Origin of the sequence: Saccharicrinis sp. 156 (assembly GCF_050589685.1) — a bacterium.
GTDB lineage: Bacteria > Bacteroidota > Bacteroidia > Bacteroidales > Marinilabiliaceae > Saccharicrinis.
In genome coordinates this window covers 1-17500 of sequence record NZ_JBNGOS010000052.1, presented here as the reverse complement: position 1 = coordinate 17500, position 17500 = coordinate 1, and the positions used below count along the sequence as shown (strand labels likewise).

Genomic DNA, 17500 nt, shown 5'->3' with positions numbered 1-17500 from the left:
TTGCTTTGGCTATCAAAGTTATGCTAATTTTATCACCAATGAAGAATAGCACACAAACTAAAAGTACTCCTCTGTTTGCTACTGTCCAATACTCGATTGATGGCGACGGACCTATTCTTGTAGCCGATCGCTTAAAGTCACCGGAAAATATGGGACATATCATCCGCTTAGCTAGTAATTTTGGATGTGCAAAGGTGATTTTTATTGGAGACTCTCAAAGTGTGAGGCATAGTAAGATAAAAAAAGTGGCCGGGGCAGCGGCAGGACAAATCGAGTGGCAGTTTTGTAAGCCGGAGGAGTTAAAAAATCACTTGCCGGAAGGATACACGGTTTGTGCCATCGAAACGACCGATAATTCTTTAAATTTGTCGGATGGTGTTTTGCCAGAGAAAGTCGCTTTTGTTTTAGGGAACGAGATTCATGGGGTGTCCGCTGAGCTAATGGAGCAATGTTCACACTTTTACCATATTCCCATGATTGGAGCCATTAAATCTATGAATGTTTCTCATGCATGCAGCGTGGCACTTTATGAATGGGTTAGACAGTATTTGGTAATTAGTCCTCAGTAATCTGCACATCAGAAAATAGTAAGGCGATGTTTGGTTCCTGTTCTCAATTCTTAAAAATACTTAAGTTTTTGATGCCCATCATTTAATTTTTAGCTCAAGTGCAACGGGGAAATGATCGCTGAAGCCATTGTTAAACTTAAAGCCAATGTATGTCCTGAATGGTTTTAATCCCGTATTACCTTTGTCTTCTTCCAATAAAAAAGGGAAATCCAAAATTTTCATTGGTGTTGCAACGAAAACGGTACGGGTGGAATCGGATAAATTTTTAGATATCAGGAACTGGTCAAAGGTGTTCCATTCGTATTGATGTTTCAGCGTTCCCGCTGAATTACTAATGCTGTTTGCTGGTGAAGATATATTGATGATATTGCCGTTTTCAATAAGGTGTTGCATACTTTCGTCTTCGGGTTCGTCGTTAAAATCTCCCATGGCAATAATGTTGGCGTCAGGCTCGTAAGCTAATATGTTTGTTATGGTATCCCTCAATACTTGAGCCGCCCTATATCTTAAGGGTTTGGTATTGTGCACGCCCCCATACCTCGACGGAAAATGGGCCACAAAAAGGTGCAGGGGGATGGTATCTTTAATTAATCCATAAACGTACAATATATCCCTTGTTGGTCTGGTGCCCTCTCCAAAATCCACTTTAATGGGAATTGATTCAAGAGGCGTAAATTGATTTTTCCGATAGAGCATGGCTACATCTATGCCGCGTACATCCGGAGATTCATGGTGGATGATATGGTAATCCAGGTGGTTTAGCCCTGTTTTCCAAACAAGATCCTTTAAAACTCCTTGATTTTCCACTTCGCATAAACCAACGATGCCGGGAGGGTTCCAGCCGCCGGATTCAAGAACAACCCGTGATATGTTTTTAAGTTTCCGTAAATACCTTGAGTAGCTCCAATGTTTGTCACCTGTCGGGGTGAACTCGTCATCCAGTTTTAAACTGTCGTTTTTTGTGTCGAATAGGTTTTCGACATTATAAAACATCAGCCCTAAATGTTCGTAATTCTGAGGAAATAAAGGTTGGGGAGAGCTAAGTTCAAGAACCAGTAAAACCCAAAATGTTACCTTGTACCTTTTATTCTTCTTCCATTCTTTCATATGCGCCAAGGTCAGGGCCATTATTATCATTAACCCTGCTGTTGTTAAGAATATCGTTGGGGAACCGATCGGCAATTTCTTCATCGCCTAAATCCTGACAAAAGGATAGTGTGTCCAGTTGGTAATTAAACTCAGATGGGTCGATAAAATTAGGATCTTCGTTAACCCAAACACTAACATAATTGTTTGGGTCTGTCACATCAAGGTTACCGCTTTTTAACAGGCAGTTTTCAAATTTATAGTTGAACCAGCTCTTGCTATCCACTTCGTCTTCCTTGTCCTTAAAGTCAAAGCCTATTTCTGTAAATCTATTTCCATGTATTATGGAATTGTAAAAATTTGCCTCAATCAAAGGATTAATAACTTCCGTACCGGTTTCATCGGTGAAGTAATTGTTTAAGAATAGTGCAGGTGTGTTTCTGTATACCCAACTCGGGAAATAATTGGCTACCGTACAATGATAAAAGTTATAAGTCCCGCCTAAGGTCAGTGCAACGGAATGGTATCCGCAATCACCAATAACCGTATTGGAGACATCTACTTTTGAATTTTGCGTTAAGATACCAAATTGGGATATGTGATTAATCACTGTGTTGTTGATTTTAAGAGGGTCTGTATCGCCAAGTCCAACGGAGTCAACAAATATACCCATGATTCCATGTTTAATAATGGCATTGTCAATTACATTGTCGGAACTGCTTGGCATAAAATGTATATGTCCCCATTGGCCTGGTTTGTCATCATACCAATCATCCAGTCTGTCACCCAAAAAACTAACTGGTTCTTCGGGTGTCCCATTTACTTGCATACTGCCAAAAACAACCAGACGGGCATCGTTATGGAAATGGAGTCTGGCGCCAGGTTCAATAGTCAGTGTTTCAAGGCTGTCTACCACTAAAAAATCATAAATTAAATATGGTCTGTCGGCTGTAAAGGTGGCCGTTTTAATGTTGGCCTTTTTTAACAGCTCAACGTTCTGGCCATAAGCAATCAAATTTACTTTTTGGGTTCTTTCGCCTGAATAAAATATGATGGAGTCATTTACCACAAACGGACTATTACTGTTATCTGGTTCGATCGTGATATCCACAAAAACGAACAAACTGTCTTTGGCATTTATCCTGAGGTTGTCAACTCTGTCTTCAGCTTGTCCGTTTATATTTAATCTAAAATTGCTTGTTTCTCCGCCAGACAATTCTATTGAGTTGATAATTAAATCCTCGTCGTAGGGGTTATAAATTCTAAAGTTTTTCGTGACCGAACCAACTGACGTGAAAATGGTATCAAACATTAATGTGTCAACGGAAAAATTTAAACCTTCTGAACTACTTAAAAACACAAACTCCCTTTCGCAAGCCCAAAAGCTTAAGGGTATAAGCAGTAATATTAGGTATTTTTTTAGTCTGCACATAAGTTTTGTGTATGGTAGAGTATTGTTTATTAGGCTTTTGATGTAAAAAATGTTAGCAAGGGTTTTAGCTTGAAAAATAAACAATAAATTGAATAATTCCTATTAAATCCACATTAAATATTTATAAATTAAAACACAAATTAACAATCGTTCACACTGGATGCCACCATTCCTAATTACAACGAAGATCACCTGCATTTATTATTCAGAAAATTTAAGTATGATATATTTTTGATATATTGCCGTAAAATCTGACATACATGAATACAAATCATACAAAGCCATATACTTTCGACAGGGTGGTTAGGATGGTATTGTCCATAGCTTTTTTACTGGCATTTTATTTTTTATTAAAACGGTTAAGTGGGGCTCTTGTGCCATTTTTTATAGCGTTATTAATGGCCTATCTGATCAATCCACTGGTCGACTTTTTTCAGTTTAAATGTAGGTTTAAATACAGAGGATTAGCTGTTTTGACAAGTTTGTTAATGGTATTTGGAGGATTATATTTTTTAGTAATTTGGCTGATTCCCCAGTTCTATGCCGAGATGACAAAAATGGTGCAGCTAATTCGGGACTATCTTCAGCATGCATCTGTTTCGAGTATCTTACCTAAAGAAGTGATAGACTATATCAATGATTTTGTAAATAACACTGATTTTACCAAAGTTTTAGATCCACAAAGTGTGGCCGGTTCCCTTAAAAATATTTTTGGACAGGCATGGAAGGTATTCTCTGGTTCCATGAATTTCTTATTAGGACTTGTAAGCCTTCTGATTATATTAATTTACCTGGTTTTTTTACTGATCGATTTCAAACAGATTTCAGATGGGTGGCTGGGATTGGTGCCACCAAGATATCGGGAACCTGTGCGTGAAGTGTTTGATGATCTTACCAAAGGCATGCAAATTTATTTTAGGGCGCAGGGACTTATTGCGCTTATTGTGGGCGTGTTATTGGCCATTGGGTTTAAGATTATTGGACTCCCCATGGCTATAATAATTGGGTTGTTTATCGGTGCTTTAAATATCGTTCCTTATCTGCAAATTGTGGGTTTTATTCCTGTAATTTTGTTATCGTTGCTTAGGGCTATGGAAACTAACCATAGTTTCTGGCATGTTATTCTACTGGCGGCCATTGTTATGGGTGTGGTGCAGCTTATACAGGAAACCATTCTTACGCCCAAAATTATGGGACGCGTATATGGTCTTCACCCTGCTATTATTTTACTGTCTCTTTCTGTTTGGGGCAGTTTGCTGGGGTTGTTAGGAATGTTGATTGCACTGCCCATGACCACACTGCTTTTTTCTTACTATAAAAGATTTGTGTTAAAAAGCAACGATCAGGAATTAAACAATCCGGATCTTATTTAAACCCTAGTAATACTTTATTATAGTGAATAAAAAATAATGCAGCATGCTGTAATGTGCATTAAGACAGTGTAATGCAATGTTTAATGCGGTGTGGGTAAATATCTGGAAACAACAGTGACGGGAATTTCTGTTATTAGGCAAAACATATAGGCAGTTTATCAAAACTTTTTAGCCAATTGCTCATTTGTACGTAAATTTAAATGTTCTTGATAGAGATATAGGACACAACACAATTTACAACACACATGAGAAGCTTGATTTCCATATTCGTTTTATTGATGGGCGCCATTTTGGCGGATGGTCAAGTTTATACCGGCGAGGAAAGTGAGCAGATTGTTAAGGGGGCGTCAAAAGTTAAAGTTAACGAGAATAGCGGACAAATTGAATACTTCGAGTTCTCCTCTCAGTCCTTAAAATCCGGTTTGGTTGTGAATGGTTCCACGCTTAGTCAAAAAGTAGGCCTGCCCAATATATACAAACTAAATCTTTCAAATGAGTTTAAAGATAAACAGGGAGATGCACACTCCAAGTATCAACTGAGCTTGCTTGGTATTCCTGTTGAAGGAATGGGGTATACGGTCCATTACAAGAATGGAATGGCTCGGAGCGTAAACGGTAAAGCTGTAAAAGGCGAAGCTGTTACAACTCAAGCGCAACTGTCAGAAAGCGAAGCTGTTGAAAAGGCTATTTCTATTTTTTCTTCTGAACTTTTTATTTGGGATAACGATAATTCATTTTATCCCAAAGCACAACTCCTATTTGTCCCTCATAACAAGGAATTGATGCTGTGTTACAAAGTGGATGTGTACTCCTTAAAACCATTGCAAAGAGAATATATATATGTTGATGCCAATACCGGCGACATTGTAAAGAGAATATCAAGAATCCATAATATTGACTTTGAAGGAACGGCCATATCATTTTATAACGGAACCGTAGGGATTAAAACGAGCGAAGGATATGGTGGATATATTTTGAGCGAACATGAGCGGGGCAATGGAATCCATACCTATAATTTGAATTACGGGCAATTGTATTCTGAGGCTGTGGAATTTGTTGATGAAGATAACTATTGGCACAACCCGGATGATCAAGTGGCCTATGATGCTCATTTTGGAGCTGAAATGACTTACGATTATTTATTTAATAAGTTTGGAAGAAACTCTATTGATGGTAATGGGTTGGCGCTAAAATCTTATGTGCATTTCGGTAATAATTACGCTAATGCATTTTGGGATGGGGATCGGATGACGTATGGTGATGGGGATGGTTCTTCAAAATATGCTTTTACATCGCTGGATATTGTGGGCCATGAAATTGTACATGGCCTAACCTCTCATAGTGCCGACCTGGAATATGCATATGAATCAGGGGCTCTTAACGAATCCTTCTCCGATATTTTTGGTGTTGCCATCGATTTTTATGTGTATCCCACATCGGCCAACTATTTGATAGGAGAACAGGTTTTTATAGATGGGGTTTCTTATTTACGTAACATTTCTGATCCTAATGCAGCTTTTCATCCGGATACTTACCAAGGTAAGTATTGGATAACTGGAACGCAAGACCATGGGGGGGTACATAGCAACTCAACCGTTCAAAGCTATTGGTTTTATTTATTGTGCGAAGGGGGCAGCGGAGTCAACGATAATGGGGATAGTTACATGGTTGAACCAATTGGCCTGGAAGCGGCTGAGGCAATAGCTTATAGGAATTTGACTGTTTATTTAAATCGCTATAGCAATTTTGAAGACGCCCGGTTTTATTCGATTCAATCAGCTGTTGACCTGTATGGTGAGTGTTCCAATGAAGTGATTCAGGTTACCAATGCATGGTATGCCGTGGGTGTTGGGCCCGAATTTGAAACTGCTGTTACTGCCACTTTTTATTCCGACCAAACATTTTATTGCAGTGCTCCTGCCAGTGTTCAGCTTAACAATACAAGCACAAATGCTGATGGTTACAAATGGTATTTGAATAATGTAGAGGTTAGTACAGAACAAAACCCAATACTTAATATAGCCAGTGTTGGAGAATACAGTATTAAGTTGGAAGTGACCGGGACTTCTGAATGTAACAGCAGTGATATAACTGAAATTGAAAATTATATTACTGTTGCTAACCAAGCTACCCCAATATTTCCAGTAAATGCACCTTTCACTGAAAATTGCGGAACGGGCGGTATTTATAGTGTTCAACTGAATGAGTTAAACAACAGATCACAGGGGTCCAACCAAGGATATGAAGATTTTACCTGCGGGCATGAGACCGTATTGAAGGAAGGAAAAAAATATTCGTTGGCAATCCGCACAGGTGAGGACTTTAAAGAAGCTGTTAATGTATGGTTGGATGTTAACAATGATGGCATTTTTTCAAATCAGGATGAAAAGATATATACTTCAATTGCTACCGAAATTCATAAAGGAGAAGTTAAAATTCCAGCTGGTGTAAGTTTTGGAGATCCGCTCAGGCTGAGAATAGGCTCGGATCGTTATGATTACGCATCGGAGCTGGATGGTATTAATGACTCCCAATACGGGCAATACGAGGATTATACCGTGATACTGGAAAAAAACACAGCGCCTCCGCTTGCTAACTTCTCGGTAAGCGATACCATCGCTTTTATCCATGAATCAGTTTCTTTTTTCGATAAAAGCGAGAATGTTGCAACAAGTCGGATTTGGCATTTTGAAGGTGGCGTTCCTGAATATTCCAGTGATCCATACCCAACAGTTACATACCACCAAGATGGTGTTTATCACGTAGAACTTATGGTAGCCAATGAGTTTGGCTCTTCATCAGTGAGCAGGGAAATTAGGGTAGCGACTAATCATCTTATGGGAGTGCATACTCAAACGGATTTATCTTCGGGTTACATTTTTGATGCGGGTGGAGAAGATGGTGATTATGAAAATTCAACCGAGCAAACCTTTTTAATAGCGCCATATTGTGCCAAAGAAATTTTACTGACAATACAGGAGCTCAATACGGAATGGTGCTGTGACATATTGAATATTTATGATGGTGCCGACGAAAACGGGCTTCTACTAGCTTCGCTGAAAGGAACGGTTAGCGATCCACTGTTAATAAAGGCAACATCTGGCAGCATGTTTCTTTCATTTACAACGAACGAAACTAATTCCTACGAAGGTTTCAGTGCTAGTTGGGAATCTGTGGCTTATGGCGTTGGAAACGATGTAGTAGCCGATTTTAATATTGTAGATGAAATATTGCCGGTAAACTACGAATTGAAGTTCGAAGATAATTCCTTATATCAACCAAAAATATGGAACTGGGAATTTGGAGACGGTTCTACATCCAATGATCAGCATCCCAAATACGCATTTAGTACTTCGGGTGTTCATGAAGTACGGTTAACAGTGGATAATTGTATCTCAAAAGATACGATAACAAAACAGGTGGTTATTGAGGCTGAACCTGAATTGTCAGTGATGAATGACACTATCCGACTTAATCTGTTGAGTGGAGAGTTGGTCGATAGTTTTATTTCTATCGGCAATTTGAATAACGGGTTGTTGGCTTACGAGGGCAAGCTGTTGGATTCTTACGAAAAAGGAAGCAATCATAATCCAATCAAATATTACTCATTTGAGCCTAATTTTGAGGGTATTAGAGTTGGTCTGGCTAAAAATGTGCTTTATTATCACGAACTCAAAAATACCTTGACCAGTTACGGGGCCATATGTTTGTCCGTTACATCAGAAAATATATCAACTTCCCTTAATTCGTTGGATGTTTTAATCGTGGATGATTCGGCCAATTTTTTGGATATCAGGAAAAATGAAATTAGAGATTGGGTCAGTAAAGGAGGATTCCTGATAATACAAGGAGATGGAAGAATCACGGATTTTAATAATCTATTGGACGGTTGGGGGATAAGTTATGTTTCGGTACCTGCGAAGGAAGGTGATGCTGTTTTATTAAATCATGAGATCAACGAGGATTTGAATGCTTATCGTATTCGTGTCAATGCCGACTGTACTTTATCCGTTAATGCACCGGCAACTCAATTATTGAATGATGCCAATGGTAATTGTTATTCTGCATTAAGTTCTTCGGGCAAAGGAAAGATATTAACCATGGGGGATGAATCATTCCTGTATATGTCCACAGAAGGGCACAGGCAATTTTTGATGAATGCCTTGGAATATAGTATTACCCCATTGAATACCGCATTGTGTGAGCTAGATCCGGGTTATATGTTCCTGTCGGGACAGGATATGGACAGTTTAAAATACAAAATCGATTCTAATGGTCTGGCGGAAGGACAATATGTTGTGGACATACAAGTGCTGAGCAATGATGTTGATGCCGGAGCAGTAAATATTCCGTTACTATTAAACGTTGTAGGTATCGAGAACATAGAAACCGATGTCGCAACGGTGGATTTTGGTGATGTATTGATGGATAACGAAGCTACATCCGTATTTAAAATTAAAAATTCGGGAACCAGAAACTTAACGATTAATAGTTTGAGTTCTTCCAATGAAGCCTTCTCTGTTGTATATTCTCCAGTGGAAATTGAACCTGGAGAGATTCAGTTGTTTGATGTCAAATTTACACCAACACAGTTGATTCAATACAATGGAACGATAGAAATCCACTCATCAGACCCGGATACACCAACATTAACAATTACATTGGACGGAGATACTTATACAGCACCTATTGTGTCAAATCCCATTGCCGATAAAGTAATTTACCTGACTTATAAAGAGGGCATTGATTTGAACGAAGTATTTACCGATGCCGATAACGATGTTTTAACTTTTGATGTAACATCGTCCGATAATTCAATTGCACTACCTTCATTCGAAAGTGGATCGGTGTTTAAAATCAACCCGTTGAATGAGGGGTATGTAAATATTACCGTAACAGCTACCGACACGCACCAAGCCTTGGTAAGTCATTCCTTCAATGTTCAGGTTAAAAAGAACAATAGCCCAACGTGTCCGGTTGAAATTGCTGACGTATTTATGAATATCAATGATCCAGCCATTGTGATTGATTTGAGCAACCATTTTAACGATATGGATGGTGATGTGCTGAGTTATACATGTTTGTTAAGTGAAGAAGGTGTTGTAATGCAGGAGGTTGAAGGAGGACTGTTGGAAATTACGCCATTAAGTCAGGGTACAGTTCAGTTAAGCATTACTGCGGCAGATGGGTATGGAGGTGAAGAATCGCATATTTTTAATGCATCGGTTGGTGTAAGTACGGATATAAGCAAAACGGGCTCAAATAAATTAGTTCATATGTATCCGAATCCTGTAAGTTCGGTTTTATATATCGAAACAAATATCCAAGATGCAGATATCCAGGTTTTCGATACGAACGGAAACAGATTGGCGGTAGATATCACCTTACATCTACATAAGGCTCAAGTCGATGTTTCTCATTTAATGCGTGGTATATATATTGTCAAGGTAATTTCTGACCATGCTGAGTTTGTAAACAAGGTAATTAAATATTAGCCAGTACTTTGTCTTCTGGGCTGTAACTCTATATTACAAAGTTTAAACCTTTTTCGTATACGGCCACGTATTTTTTAATCTTTTTTCGAATTGCTTTTTTCCTTGCCTCTTTTATCGGGCATGATAATGTAAGTGATTCAACCTTAATTTCTAAAGGAACAGCATAATGTTCGTGATCAAAAAAAATTGCTCGGGAAAATGCAAGGTATCGCTTTTCAAAAAAGTCCAACGTAAGTTTTTAAGCTTTATATCAACATAAAACATCACCCCTAGCATCAAAATACGTATCCTCGTCGTTGGATAAGGATTCTGTGTTTTACCATTTTACGGATAATAGGAGGGAAGAGGATAATACCAAAAATACGCATGAGTGTAACACGGATTGGAGAAACATATGCCGTATTTCGGAATCATAAATTACTGATCCAGGCCAAATTCTCAGCAAGCAATCCTTTGATGGATTATATTCGTAATACCCAACCCCTTGATTTGGATTCGAATGAACAACTGCCAAATTCTACCGAAGATATAAGAACGGATGATGATGTAATTTGTTCGGGTATTTAAAAGTGGATTATGAATTACCGATAAATAAGGGTTGGAAACCTGAAATTGGGGGACAGCTGAATTTAAGGCATTTTGAGCCAGGTAAAACATCGGATAAAACCATTTATAACTCGCCCCAGGGTATTAAAAGCACTGACCACAGTGAGGTATACTTTAAGTTTTATGAGGTAAAACCGGGGTTATATGGTGTGCTGAATGGTTCCAAAACCAAATATAGTTTCTCGTTAGATTTGCGGGTTGAAGGTAATTATCTCGATCAGTATATCTACGATTTAGACAGTACTATTAGTAATACAATTTTTACTTACTCGCCTTCCGCTTTAATAGAGAAAAAAGTAAACAAAAATTACACCTGGGGCATAACGTACTCCAGAAGAGAAAAAGTACCAAGTTACAAGCAGCTCAATCCGATATCATTATCCTTTTGGCGGTTATTACCGTAATTCCGGAAACTACAATCGCAGCAAACGCAAAGCGATGATTTTAATCATCATTTAATGTTTAAAAAAACAACTTTATAGGCTCAGTCTTTGTAAATCAGGTAAACCATTTAATGGGTATATACTATACCTTTACCGAGGAAGATGGGAAAATAATAACCAATTCTACTGCCGAAAATTTGGCGAGTATGATAAATACGGGTGTTGAATAATCCTCGTCTTTACCTTTAGGGGAATTTGTGTTTAGGCCATCAATTACTTCTTATTATTAAATTTTCATCTGTAAAGAAAAAGTAGTAGAAAGAAACCGTATTTAACCCAGGAACAGATAGCAAAGAATTTAGGATTTGGGAGAGGGCTTGATGTTTGGGAATGATCTGGCCGAAGGTGGGAATACAGCACCAAAGGAGCGAAGTTGAATAGCCTGGAGGCCCTGGGTGCAAGATGCCAATCAAACCGACACATCACCAATTTACCAGATGTGCCAAGTAACATTGCGTCGGAAATTGGTTTATTTCCCCGGCATACTAGCTTTTAAGTTTTCTAATAATGTTGATCATTGCCTGGACAAGTAAAATAAATCATCGGGTGAACTATAAATCCACCTGATGAATATCGTTCCGCTAGGAACATTGTATAGTTGATGAATATTTGAAATCGAAATGATGTTTTAAAAATTGTTTAGTACGATTAACGAGGTTGAAGCTATGGCAACCCATAAAGATATGCCAAGCACAAAACTCTTCCAACCTGCTTTTTTTGCTTCCTTTATAGAGATGCCTGTCCCAATAAAAAAGAGCGCCAGTACCATACCTCTTTTCCCCATCCAGTTAAAATGTTCATAAGTACTTTGCCCCTCAGGTAATAGATATGCAATGAGAATGGCGGCCAAAAACATAAAAATAAAATAAGGTACTTTAACCTTTCCGTTATCCTGTTTTTTTTGAGCTAAGGAAATCACCACGGAAACAGGAATGATCCATAAAGCCCTAACCAATTTAACAGTTGTGGCTATACGTAGCGCTTCTTCACCGTAAATGGCGCCGGCCCCAACCACAGAGCTGGTATCGTGAATGGCAATAGCCGCCCAATGACCAAAGGTGGTTTGCGACAGATGCAAATGATGACCAATGTATGGGAATATAAATAAAGCAAGAGCATTTAGCATAAAAATTACCACCAATGAGAATGATACCTGATGATTTTTTGGATGGAGTACGTTGGAAACAGCAGCAATAGCGCTTCCTCCGCATATGGCAGTACCTGATGCGATAAGTAAACTGACTTTTGAATCCACTTTTAAAAATTTACCGAATAAGATACCTAAGCCCATTACGGCTATAACGGAAACTGCTGTTTCCACGAATGCTGTTTGCGAAGTCTCAATTACTTGGGTAAGGTTCATTCCAAATCCCATTAATACAATGGAAGCTTGAAGAATATAGGAGGTGTTTTCTTGTGAAACTTTCAGTTTAATACCCAGTAATGAAAGTCCCATGCCTATCACCAGCGCAATGGCTGGTGATAAAAGCGGCGTAAAGCATAATGCTGCAACCGTTAAATAAATAAGCTGTATTTGTTTTTGACTGAGGTGCATTTGTATCCTTTTGGTTGATACAAATGTAATAGTACGCAATAGCTAAAACAAATACAAAATATTTATAGTGCATAACTAAAAGTTATAGTTATTCAGGAAGTTTATAAATGTTTCGGTGGTACTGCCAATATTTCCCTGACGCAATACGATTCGCAATTTTCTGGGCAAATGGAAATTTCTGACTTTAATTTTCACTATACTTTTAAGTTGTATTTCCTTTTTTATGGATCTTTCGGAGAGAATGGCTATTCCATCAAAATTAACTAGGAAATTTTTAATGGTTTCGGTACTGCCCAAGTGGGTTACAATATTTAAATCGTCGATAAGTATGTTGTTATCCTTCAATACTTGTTGAATAACCTCGAGCGTTCCGGAACCTTTTTCACGAAGAACTAATGGTATCTCATTTAAATCGGTGATGGATATTTGTTTTCGTTTACTATAAACACTGTCGCTTCCGGTAACAACAACCAACTCATCATCTAAAAAATCCAGGTACTTTAATTCCGACATGGATGAATTATTCTCAACTAAAGCTATGTCGACTTCGTCGGCTAATAGTTTTCTCTTCATTTCCACGGAGTTACCGCTATACAAGTGCAAGTCGATATTGGGATAGCGTTTATAAAACGAGGCGATAACTTCTGGAATTACATATTGTGAGATGGTAGAGCTGGCTCCAATACGTAACGTTCCTTTAAAAGTGTCGTTTAAACGGCCAAGCTCAAATTCCAGTTCTTCGTACTGATGCTTTATCTTTTTCAGAAATTCGTAATTGACTTTTCCGGGTTTGGTTAGATAAATGCGATTGCCTTTCCTTTCAAAAAGGGTACTGTTGAGTTTACTTTCCAGTTCCTTGATGTGCTTTGTGACAGCGGGTTGGCTGATAAATAGTTCCTCCGCAGCTTTCGAAAAGCTAAGGTTTTCGGCAACAGCTAAAAATACTTTATCTCTGTGATCCATTGATATTATGTTGTTTTATTAAGCAATTAAATTACTTATTTTCGAACAAAATTAAGAAAGCAATGGATATTCAATCACCTATATCTAAAAATATTGCCTGTAAAAAATACAAGTGCTATTTTCTTAATGTATAGATTTTTACTTCTCGTAGCTTTTGTTGTGTCAGCAGCAGTTACAATTGTTTAAAAATATGGTTAAATTATTTTTATTCTTCGCATGAGCAATGTTTTGTTGATAAACAGAATTAATACGTTCATCACATATTGTTAACTTTAATATATTACGTGCCGTAGTTGTCACTAAAATATTTATAAATTTTAACGAAACAATGCGCACTAAACTAACAGTTCTTTTAAGTTGTATACTGATGACTTACAGTATAATGGCACAGAAACCTTTAAAACATCAGATGAAGATGTATAAATCGCCCGAAGGAAAAGTCTATGCCAATAAACATCAACCTATGTATTTGTTTTTGGGTACATCTCCAAATCCTACTAACGGAGTCGAAAAACTGGAAAGTCAAAGCACACCGCAATATGCAAATCCTTTTTATTTCGATTCAGAAGGTTTGAATACGGTTCGTACACCTTCGCAGGTCGATACCGTTACAAAAAAAATAGTATACCCAGTGGCAGATATCGTATTTGAAGTGTATGCGGATGGATTGGCTCCGGTAACTACTTCCCGGTTTATAGATTCCAAAGCGTACAGTAAAGAGGGCGTTGTATATTATAATCAGCATTTAAAAGTTGTGCTGAATTCGAAAGATAAGGTGTCGGGAGTAGAGAACATGTATTTAAGTATTAATGGCGAACCATATAAAGTTTATCAAGACACGGTTAGTTTTGAAAAACCGGGAAAATATGTTTTAAAGTACTATTGTGTTGACAGGGTCGGGAACGCTGAGGAAGTAAAAGAGAAGAGTTTTACGATTGATAATAAGGAACCAAGTGTTACTTGGGCCTTCCATGGAAACGTATCGGGGCAAACTATATCAGGAAAGTCTACCATCGAACTGTTGGCATCGGATGAGTTATCTGGAATAAAAAATATAAAATACCGTATTAATGATGGGCCCGAAAGAACTTATTACAAACCGATTAGTACATCGTTTTTGAAGTCAGGCGACCATAAAATGGTATTTTGGGCTGAAGATAATGTAGGAAATATATCCAATAAATCTGGAGATTCAGAGGTATCAGTATTAGGAAATCAGGAGGCATTTTCTTTTGTTGTAGATGATGTTGCACCAACGGTCGGTTGCGATATTGAAGGAGATTCTTACGAGGGTAAATATCTATATGTATCACCCCGCAGTATGGCTAAAATCAAAGGTGAAGATCAACTTGGGATCTTTAAAATATTGTATAATTTCAATTCAAAAGAATTAGACAAGACTTGTTTTGATGTAATGGTAAATAAGGAATGGGCCGATCCTATTTCATTCTTAAAGGAAAAAGGAATCCAGACATTATATTACCAGGTGTTCGACTTGGTGGCAAATGTTTCTGAAATCGAACCGTTACAGGTATATATGGATATGGAGGCACCTTCGTCGGGTATTGATTTTGTTGGACCACAGTTTTTTGCTAAAGACACTTTGTTTATCTCAGAAAATACAACAGTAAAATTGTTTTCTGAAGATGATGCTTCAGGAGTTAAAGAGATTGTTTATAGTTTAGATAAAGCAAAAGAAGTAACAGCTTCAGAATTAAAAGTTTCTGAAGAAGGGTTCCATGTCTTAAAATTTTACGCCCAGGATATGGTTAACAACCGTGAGTTAACTAAGGAAAGCCAGTTTGCAGTTGATAAAAGTGCTCCGGAAATATTTATAAACTTTAGTATCAAGTCAATTCGTTCAGAGACCCATGAAGGTAAATCAATTGATGTTTTTTCTCCTTTTGTAAAGATGTATTTGGCGGCTACCGATAGCGAATGTGGTGTTAAAACCATACATTATCAGATTAATGGTGGTAAGAAAAAGCCATATTCCTTGACTCAGTTGAGTGCAGATATTAGAACTTTTAAAGAATTGGAACCTTATACAATTACAGTAGAGGCAGTAGATAATATTGGTAACACTTCTACTAAATCAATAGTTATTAAGGTTGCTAAAAAATAAGTGTTGTAATAATTTTGTTATAAAAAAGCCCCGGAGACGTGGCTTTTTTATTTAAAATAAAATATAAATTAGGCGATATCGCTCAGTTGGGCGATGTTTTTGGGTGATTTTACCAACTTCCCCAGGGTTATAAATTTGTTACATTCTGTAAATCAGGAGCGTATAATTGCGACTTAATGCTGCTTTTTTTTGGCATACTCATTGAAAAACAGGGGTGTTATTTAAGCATTAAATATTTGATAAGCATGAAAAAACTAACCTTAATTTCAATCATCTCAACATTATCTTTTTTTACTTTTTCTCAAAATCTGACCGTTAAATTTGAGTTTGGCAAGTCGCAGCTGGATGAGAACTCAAAAACTCAAATAACGGAATTTATACAAGCCTTTAAACCACCAATGGTTGTCCTTAAGGGCTTTTCAGATACGCTTGGAACAGTTGGATATAATAAATTGCTGGCACAAAAAAGATTAGCGGTTGTTGAAGGTGTATTGCTGGATTTTGATAAAACAATAGAAATTGAAAAAATAAATTATGGCGAAGAGAAAAGCCCTTTAAATGATATTGGCTATAAAAAAGTAGATGTTTTTTTACCTCAAATAAATCATCGAGCAAAAGAGCCCAATTACAAAAAGCCACAAAGCTTCTTAATAGATAATACAAAAGACACAACTATTACATGTAAAAACGGATCTATAATTGAAATTCCGAAAAACTGTTTTGACATAAACGAAAACAAAGACAAACCCAAAGGTCCCACTGAAATACAAGTCACAGAATATTATGATGCACCAGAAATGATTGACGCTAACCTGAGCACTCAATCGGGAGATAAAATACTAGAGACAGGAGGGATGTTGTACATTCAGGCATTCTCCGGTAACTATGAATGTACCATGGGAGATAAGGCTGAAATTGGAATACGTTTTAGAGGAATTAGCGAAAAAGATTCTATGCAAATGTTTACCGGTATTGAAACAGACAATGGTGTGGATTGGCAATTACTGAACCCCAACAATGTTGATGATAATTCAGAGCGGGTTTATTTTATTGTAGAAGAGATGCCAACTTTCCCCGGAGGTTCTATGGGGGCTCTTAAGTTATTTGTGCATTCTCAACTAAAATATCCGGTTATTGCACAGGAAAAAGGAATTCAAGGTAGGGTTTACGTTTCATTTATAATTGATGAGTCGGGTATGATTAAAAACCCTAAAATTGCCAGAGGCGTTCACCCGTCATTGGATTACGAAGCATTAAGGGTGCTTCATTTATCTCCCAGATGGACTCCAGGCAGACAAAATGGGAAACCTGTTTCGGTATCATATACTGTTCCATTTAACTTTGTTTTAGATGGCGGACTTCCCATCGACACTACCAATAGAATTACTACCGCATCAGATTTTGACACATTTGTACAAAATGATTCAGCATTCCAAAAGTATAACAAACCATTTGGAGTTTTAAATGAGTTTTTTCTTAGAACCAATAAATTAGGCTGGCTAAACTGTGACAAATACTTTCTCTACCAAAGCAACAAAGACATTAAGGTACAGGCAAAAACGATCTATGATAATTACTTTGCCATATTTAATCAGAATCGTTCAATCATGAGACCCAACTCATTCAATAGTAAAACAAAGACTATTGGATTTAGCAACATTCCAATAAACGCTATGGTAATTGGTTTTAAAATTATCAATGACGAAACCTATTTTACAAGTTTTAAAGCAGAACCCAATAAAGATATTTATATACCAGTTTTTGAAAAAATTAATAAAAGAGAGTTAATTGATAAAATGAAGCAACTTGGGTTATAATAAAAAGATGGATGCTTAGCATCCATCTTTAAATTA

General features: G+C 37.4%; 11 protein-coding genes. 7 read left to right on the top strand and 4 right to left on the bottom strand.

Annotation, left to right across the window (positions count from 1 at the left end):
- The first annotated feature begins 38 nt into the window (after positions 1-38).
- Positions 39-569 carry a TrmH family RNA methyltransferase gene (locus ACRD64_RS22680; RefSeq protein ID WP_430936416.1) on the top strand — a complete coding sequence of 177 codons (531 nt, stop codon included), beginning with the start codon at positions 39-41 and terminating at the stop codon, positions 567-569.
- 78 nt (positions 570-647) lie between these two features.
- Here the strand turns inward: ACRD64_RS22680 and ACRD64_RS22675 are convergent, their stop codons facing one another.
- A complete protein-coding gene (locus ACRD64_RS22675) occupies positions 648-1676 on the bottom strand; it encodes an endonuclease/exonuclease/phosphatase family protein (protein ID WP_430936414.1) in 1029 nt (342 codons plus the stop codon).
- Positions 1654-3087, bottom strand: a complete 1434-nt coding sequence (locus tag ACRD64_RS22670) for a hypothetical protein (protein WP_430936412.1) — start codon at positions 3085-3087, stop codon at positions 1654-1656. Before ACRD64_RS22670 ends, ACRD64_RS22675 begins: the two co-directional genes overlap by 23 nt.
- Before the next feature lie 260 nt (positions 3088-3347).
- On the opposite strand from ACRD64_RS22670, the gene ACRD64_RS22665 reads away from it, so the two are divergent.
- The 4 genes from ACRD64_RS22665 to ACRD64_RS22650 all read left to right on the top strand — a co-directional run bounded on the left by ACRD64_RS22665 (position 3348) and on the right by ACRD64_RS22650 (position 10965).
- Positions 3348-4460, top strand: a complete 1113-nt coding sequence (locus ACRD64_RS22665) for an AI-2E family transporter (protein ID WP_430936410.1) — start codon at positions 3348-3350, stop codon at positions 4458-4460.
- A 245-nt stretch (positions 4461-4705) separates the two neighbouring features.
- Positions 4706-9955 (top strand): M4 family metallopeptidase, encoded by a 5250-nt coding sequence (locus tag ACRD64_RS22660; RefSeq protein ID WP_430936408.1) that lies wholly within the window; start codon positions 4706-4708, stop codon positions 9953-9955.
- A 366-nt stretch (positions 9956-10321) separates the two neighbouring features.
- Positions 10322-10522 (top strand): hypothetical protein, encoded by a 201-nt coding sequence (locus ACRD64_RS22655; RefSeq protein ID WP_430936406.1) that lies wholly within the window; start codon positions 10322-10324, stop codon positions 10520-10522.
- A 2-nt stretch (positions 10523-10524) separates the two neighbouring features.
- Entirely contained in the window at positions 10525-10965 is a 441-nt protein-coding gene (locus ACRD64_RS22650) for an outer membrane beta-barrel protein (protein WP_430936404.1), read from the top strand.
- A 667-nt stretch (positions 10966-11632) separates the two neighbouring features.
- Here the strand turns inward: ACRD64_RS22650 and ACRD64_RS22645 are convergent.
- Both ACRD64_RS22645 and ACRD64_RS22640 read right to left on the bottom strand, forming a co-directional pair.
- Positions 11633-12559 (bottom strand): YeiH family protein, encoded by a 927-nt coding sequence (locus ACRD64_RS22645; protein WP_430936402.1) that lies wholly within the window; start codon positions 12557-12559, stop codon positions 11633-11635.
- A gap of 75 nt (positions 12560-12634) precedes the next feature.
- Positions 12635-13522, bottom strand: coding sequence for a LysR substrate-binding domain-containing protein (locus ACRD64_RS22640; RefSeq protein ID WP_430936400.1), 888 nt, complete (start codon positions 13520-13522; stop codon positions 12635-12637).
- A 367-nt stretch (positions 13523-13889) separates the two neighbouring features.
- On the opposite strand from ACRD64_RS22640, the gene ACRD64_RS22635 reads away from it, so the two are divergent.
- Both ACRD64_RS22635 and ACRD64_RS22630 read left to right on the top strand, forming a co-directional pair.
- Entirely contained in the window at positions 13890-15647 is a 1758-nt protein-coding gene (locus tag ACRD64_RS22635) for an OmpL47-type beta-barrel domain-containing protein (protein ID WP_430936398.1), read from the top strand.
- Positions 15648-15892: 245 nt separating this feature from the next.
- Positions 15893-17464: a TonB family protein gene (locus ACRD64_RS22630; protein WP_430936396.1), complete on the top strand. Its 1572-nt coding sequence runs from the start codon at positions 15893-15895 to the stop codon at positions 17462-17464.
- Positions 17465-17500 lie beyond the last annotated feature (36 nt).

Bases quoted from the DNA above. Each gene is read 5' to 3' on its own strand.
- ACRD64_RS22675 (WP_430936414.1), bottom strand. From the start codon at position 1,676: ATGAAAGAATGGAAGAAGAATAAAAGGTACAAGGTAACATTTTGGGTT.
- ACRD64_RS22665 (WP_430936410.1), top strand. From the start codon at position 3,348: ATGAATACAAATCATACAAAGCCATATACTTTCGACAGGGTGGTTAGG.
- ACRD64_RS22645 (WP_430936402.1), bottom strand. From the start codon at position 12,559: ATGCACCTCAGTCAAAAACAAATACAGCTTATTTATTTAACGGTTGCA.
- ACRD64_RS22630 (WP_430936396.1), top strand. From the start codon at position 15,893: ATGAAAAAACTAACCTTAATTTCAATCATCTCAACATTATCTTTTTTT.
- ACRD64_RS22655 (WP_430936406.1), top strand. From the start codon at position 10,322: ATGAGTGTAACACGGATTGGAGAAACATATGCCGTATTTCGGAATCAT.
- ACRD64_RS22635 (WP_430936398.1), top strand. From the start codon at position 13,890: ATGACTTACAGTATAATGGCACAGAAACCTTTAAAACATCAGATGAAG.
- ACRD64_RS22680 (WP_430936416.1), top strand. From the start codon at position 39: ATGAAGAATAGCACACAAACTAAAAGTACTCCTCTGTTTGCTACTGTC.
- ACRD64_RS22670 (WP_430936412.1), bottom strand. From the start codon at position 3,087: ATGTGCAGACTAAAAAAATACCTAATATTACTGCTTATACCCTTAAGC.
- ACRD64_RS22660 (WP_430936408.1), top strand. From the start codon at position 4,706: ATGAGAAGCTTGATTTCCATATTCGTTTTATTGATGGGCGCCATTTTG.
- ACRD64_RS22640 (WP_430936400.1), bottom strand. From the start codon at position 13,522: ATGGATCACAGAGATAAAGTATTTTTAGCTGTTGCCGAAAACCTTAGC.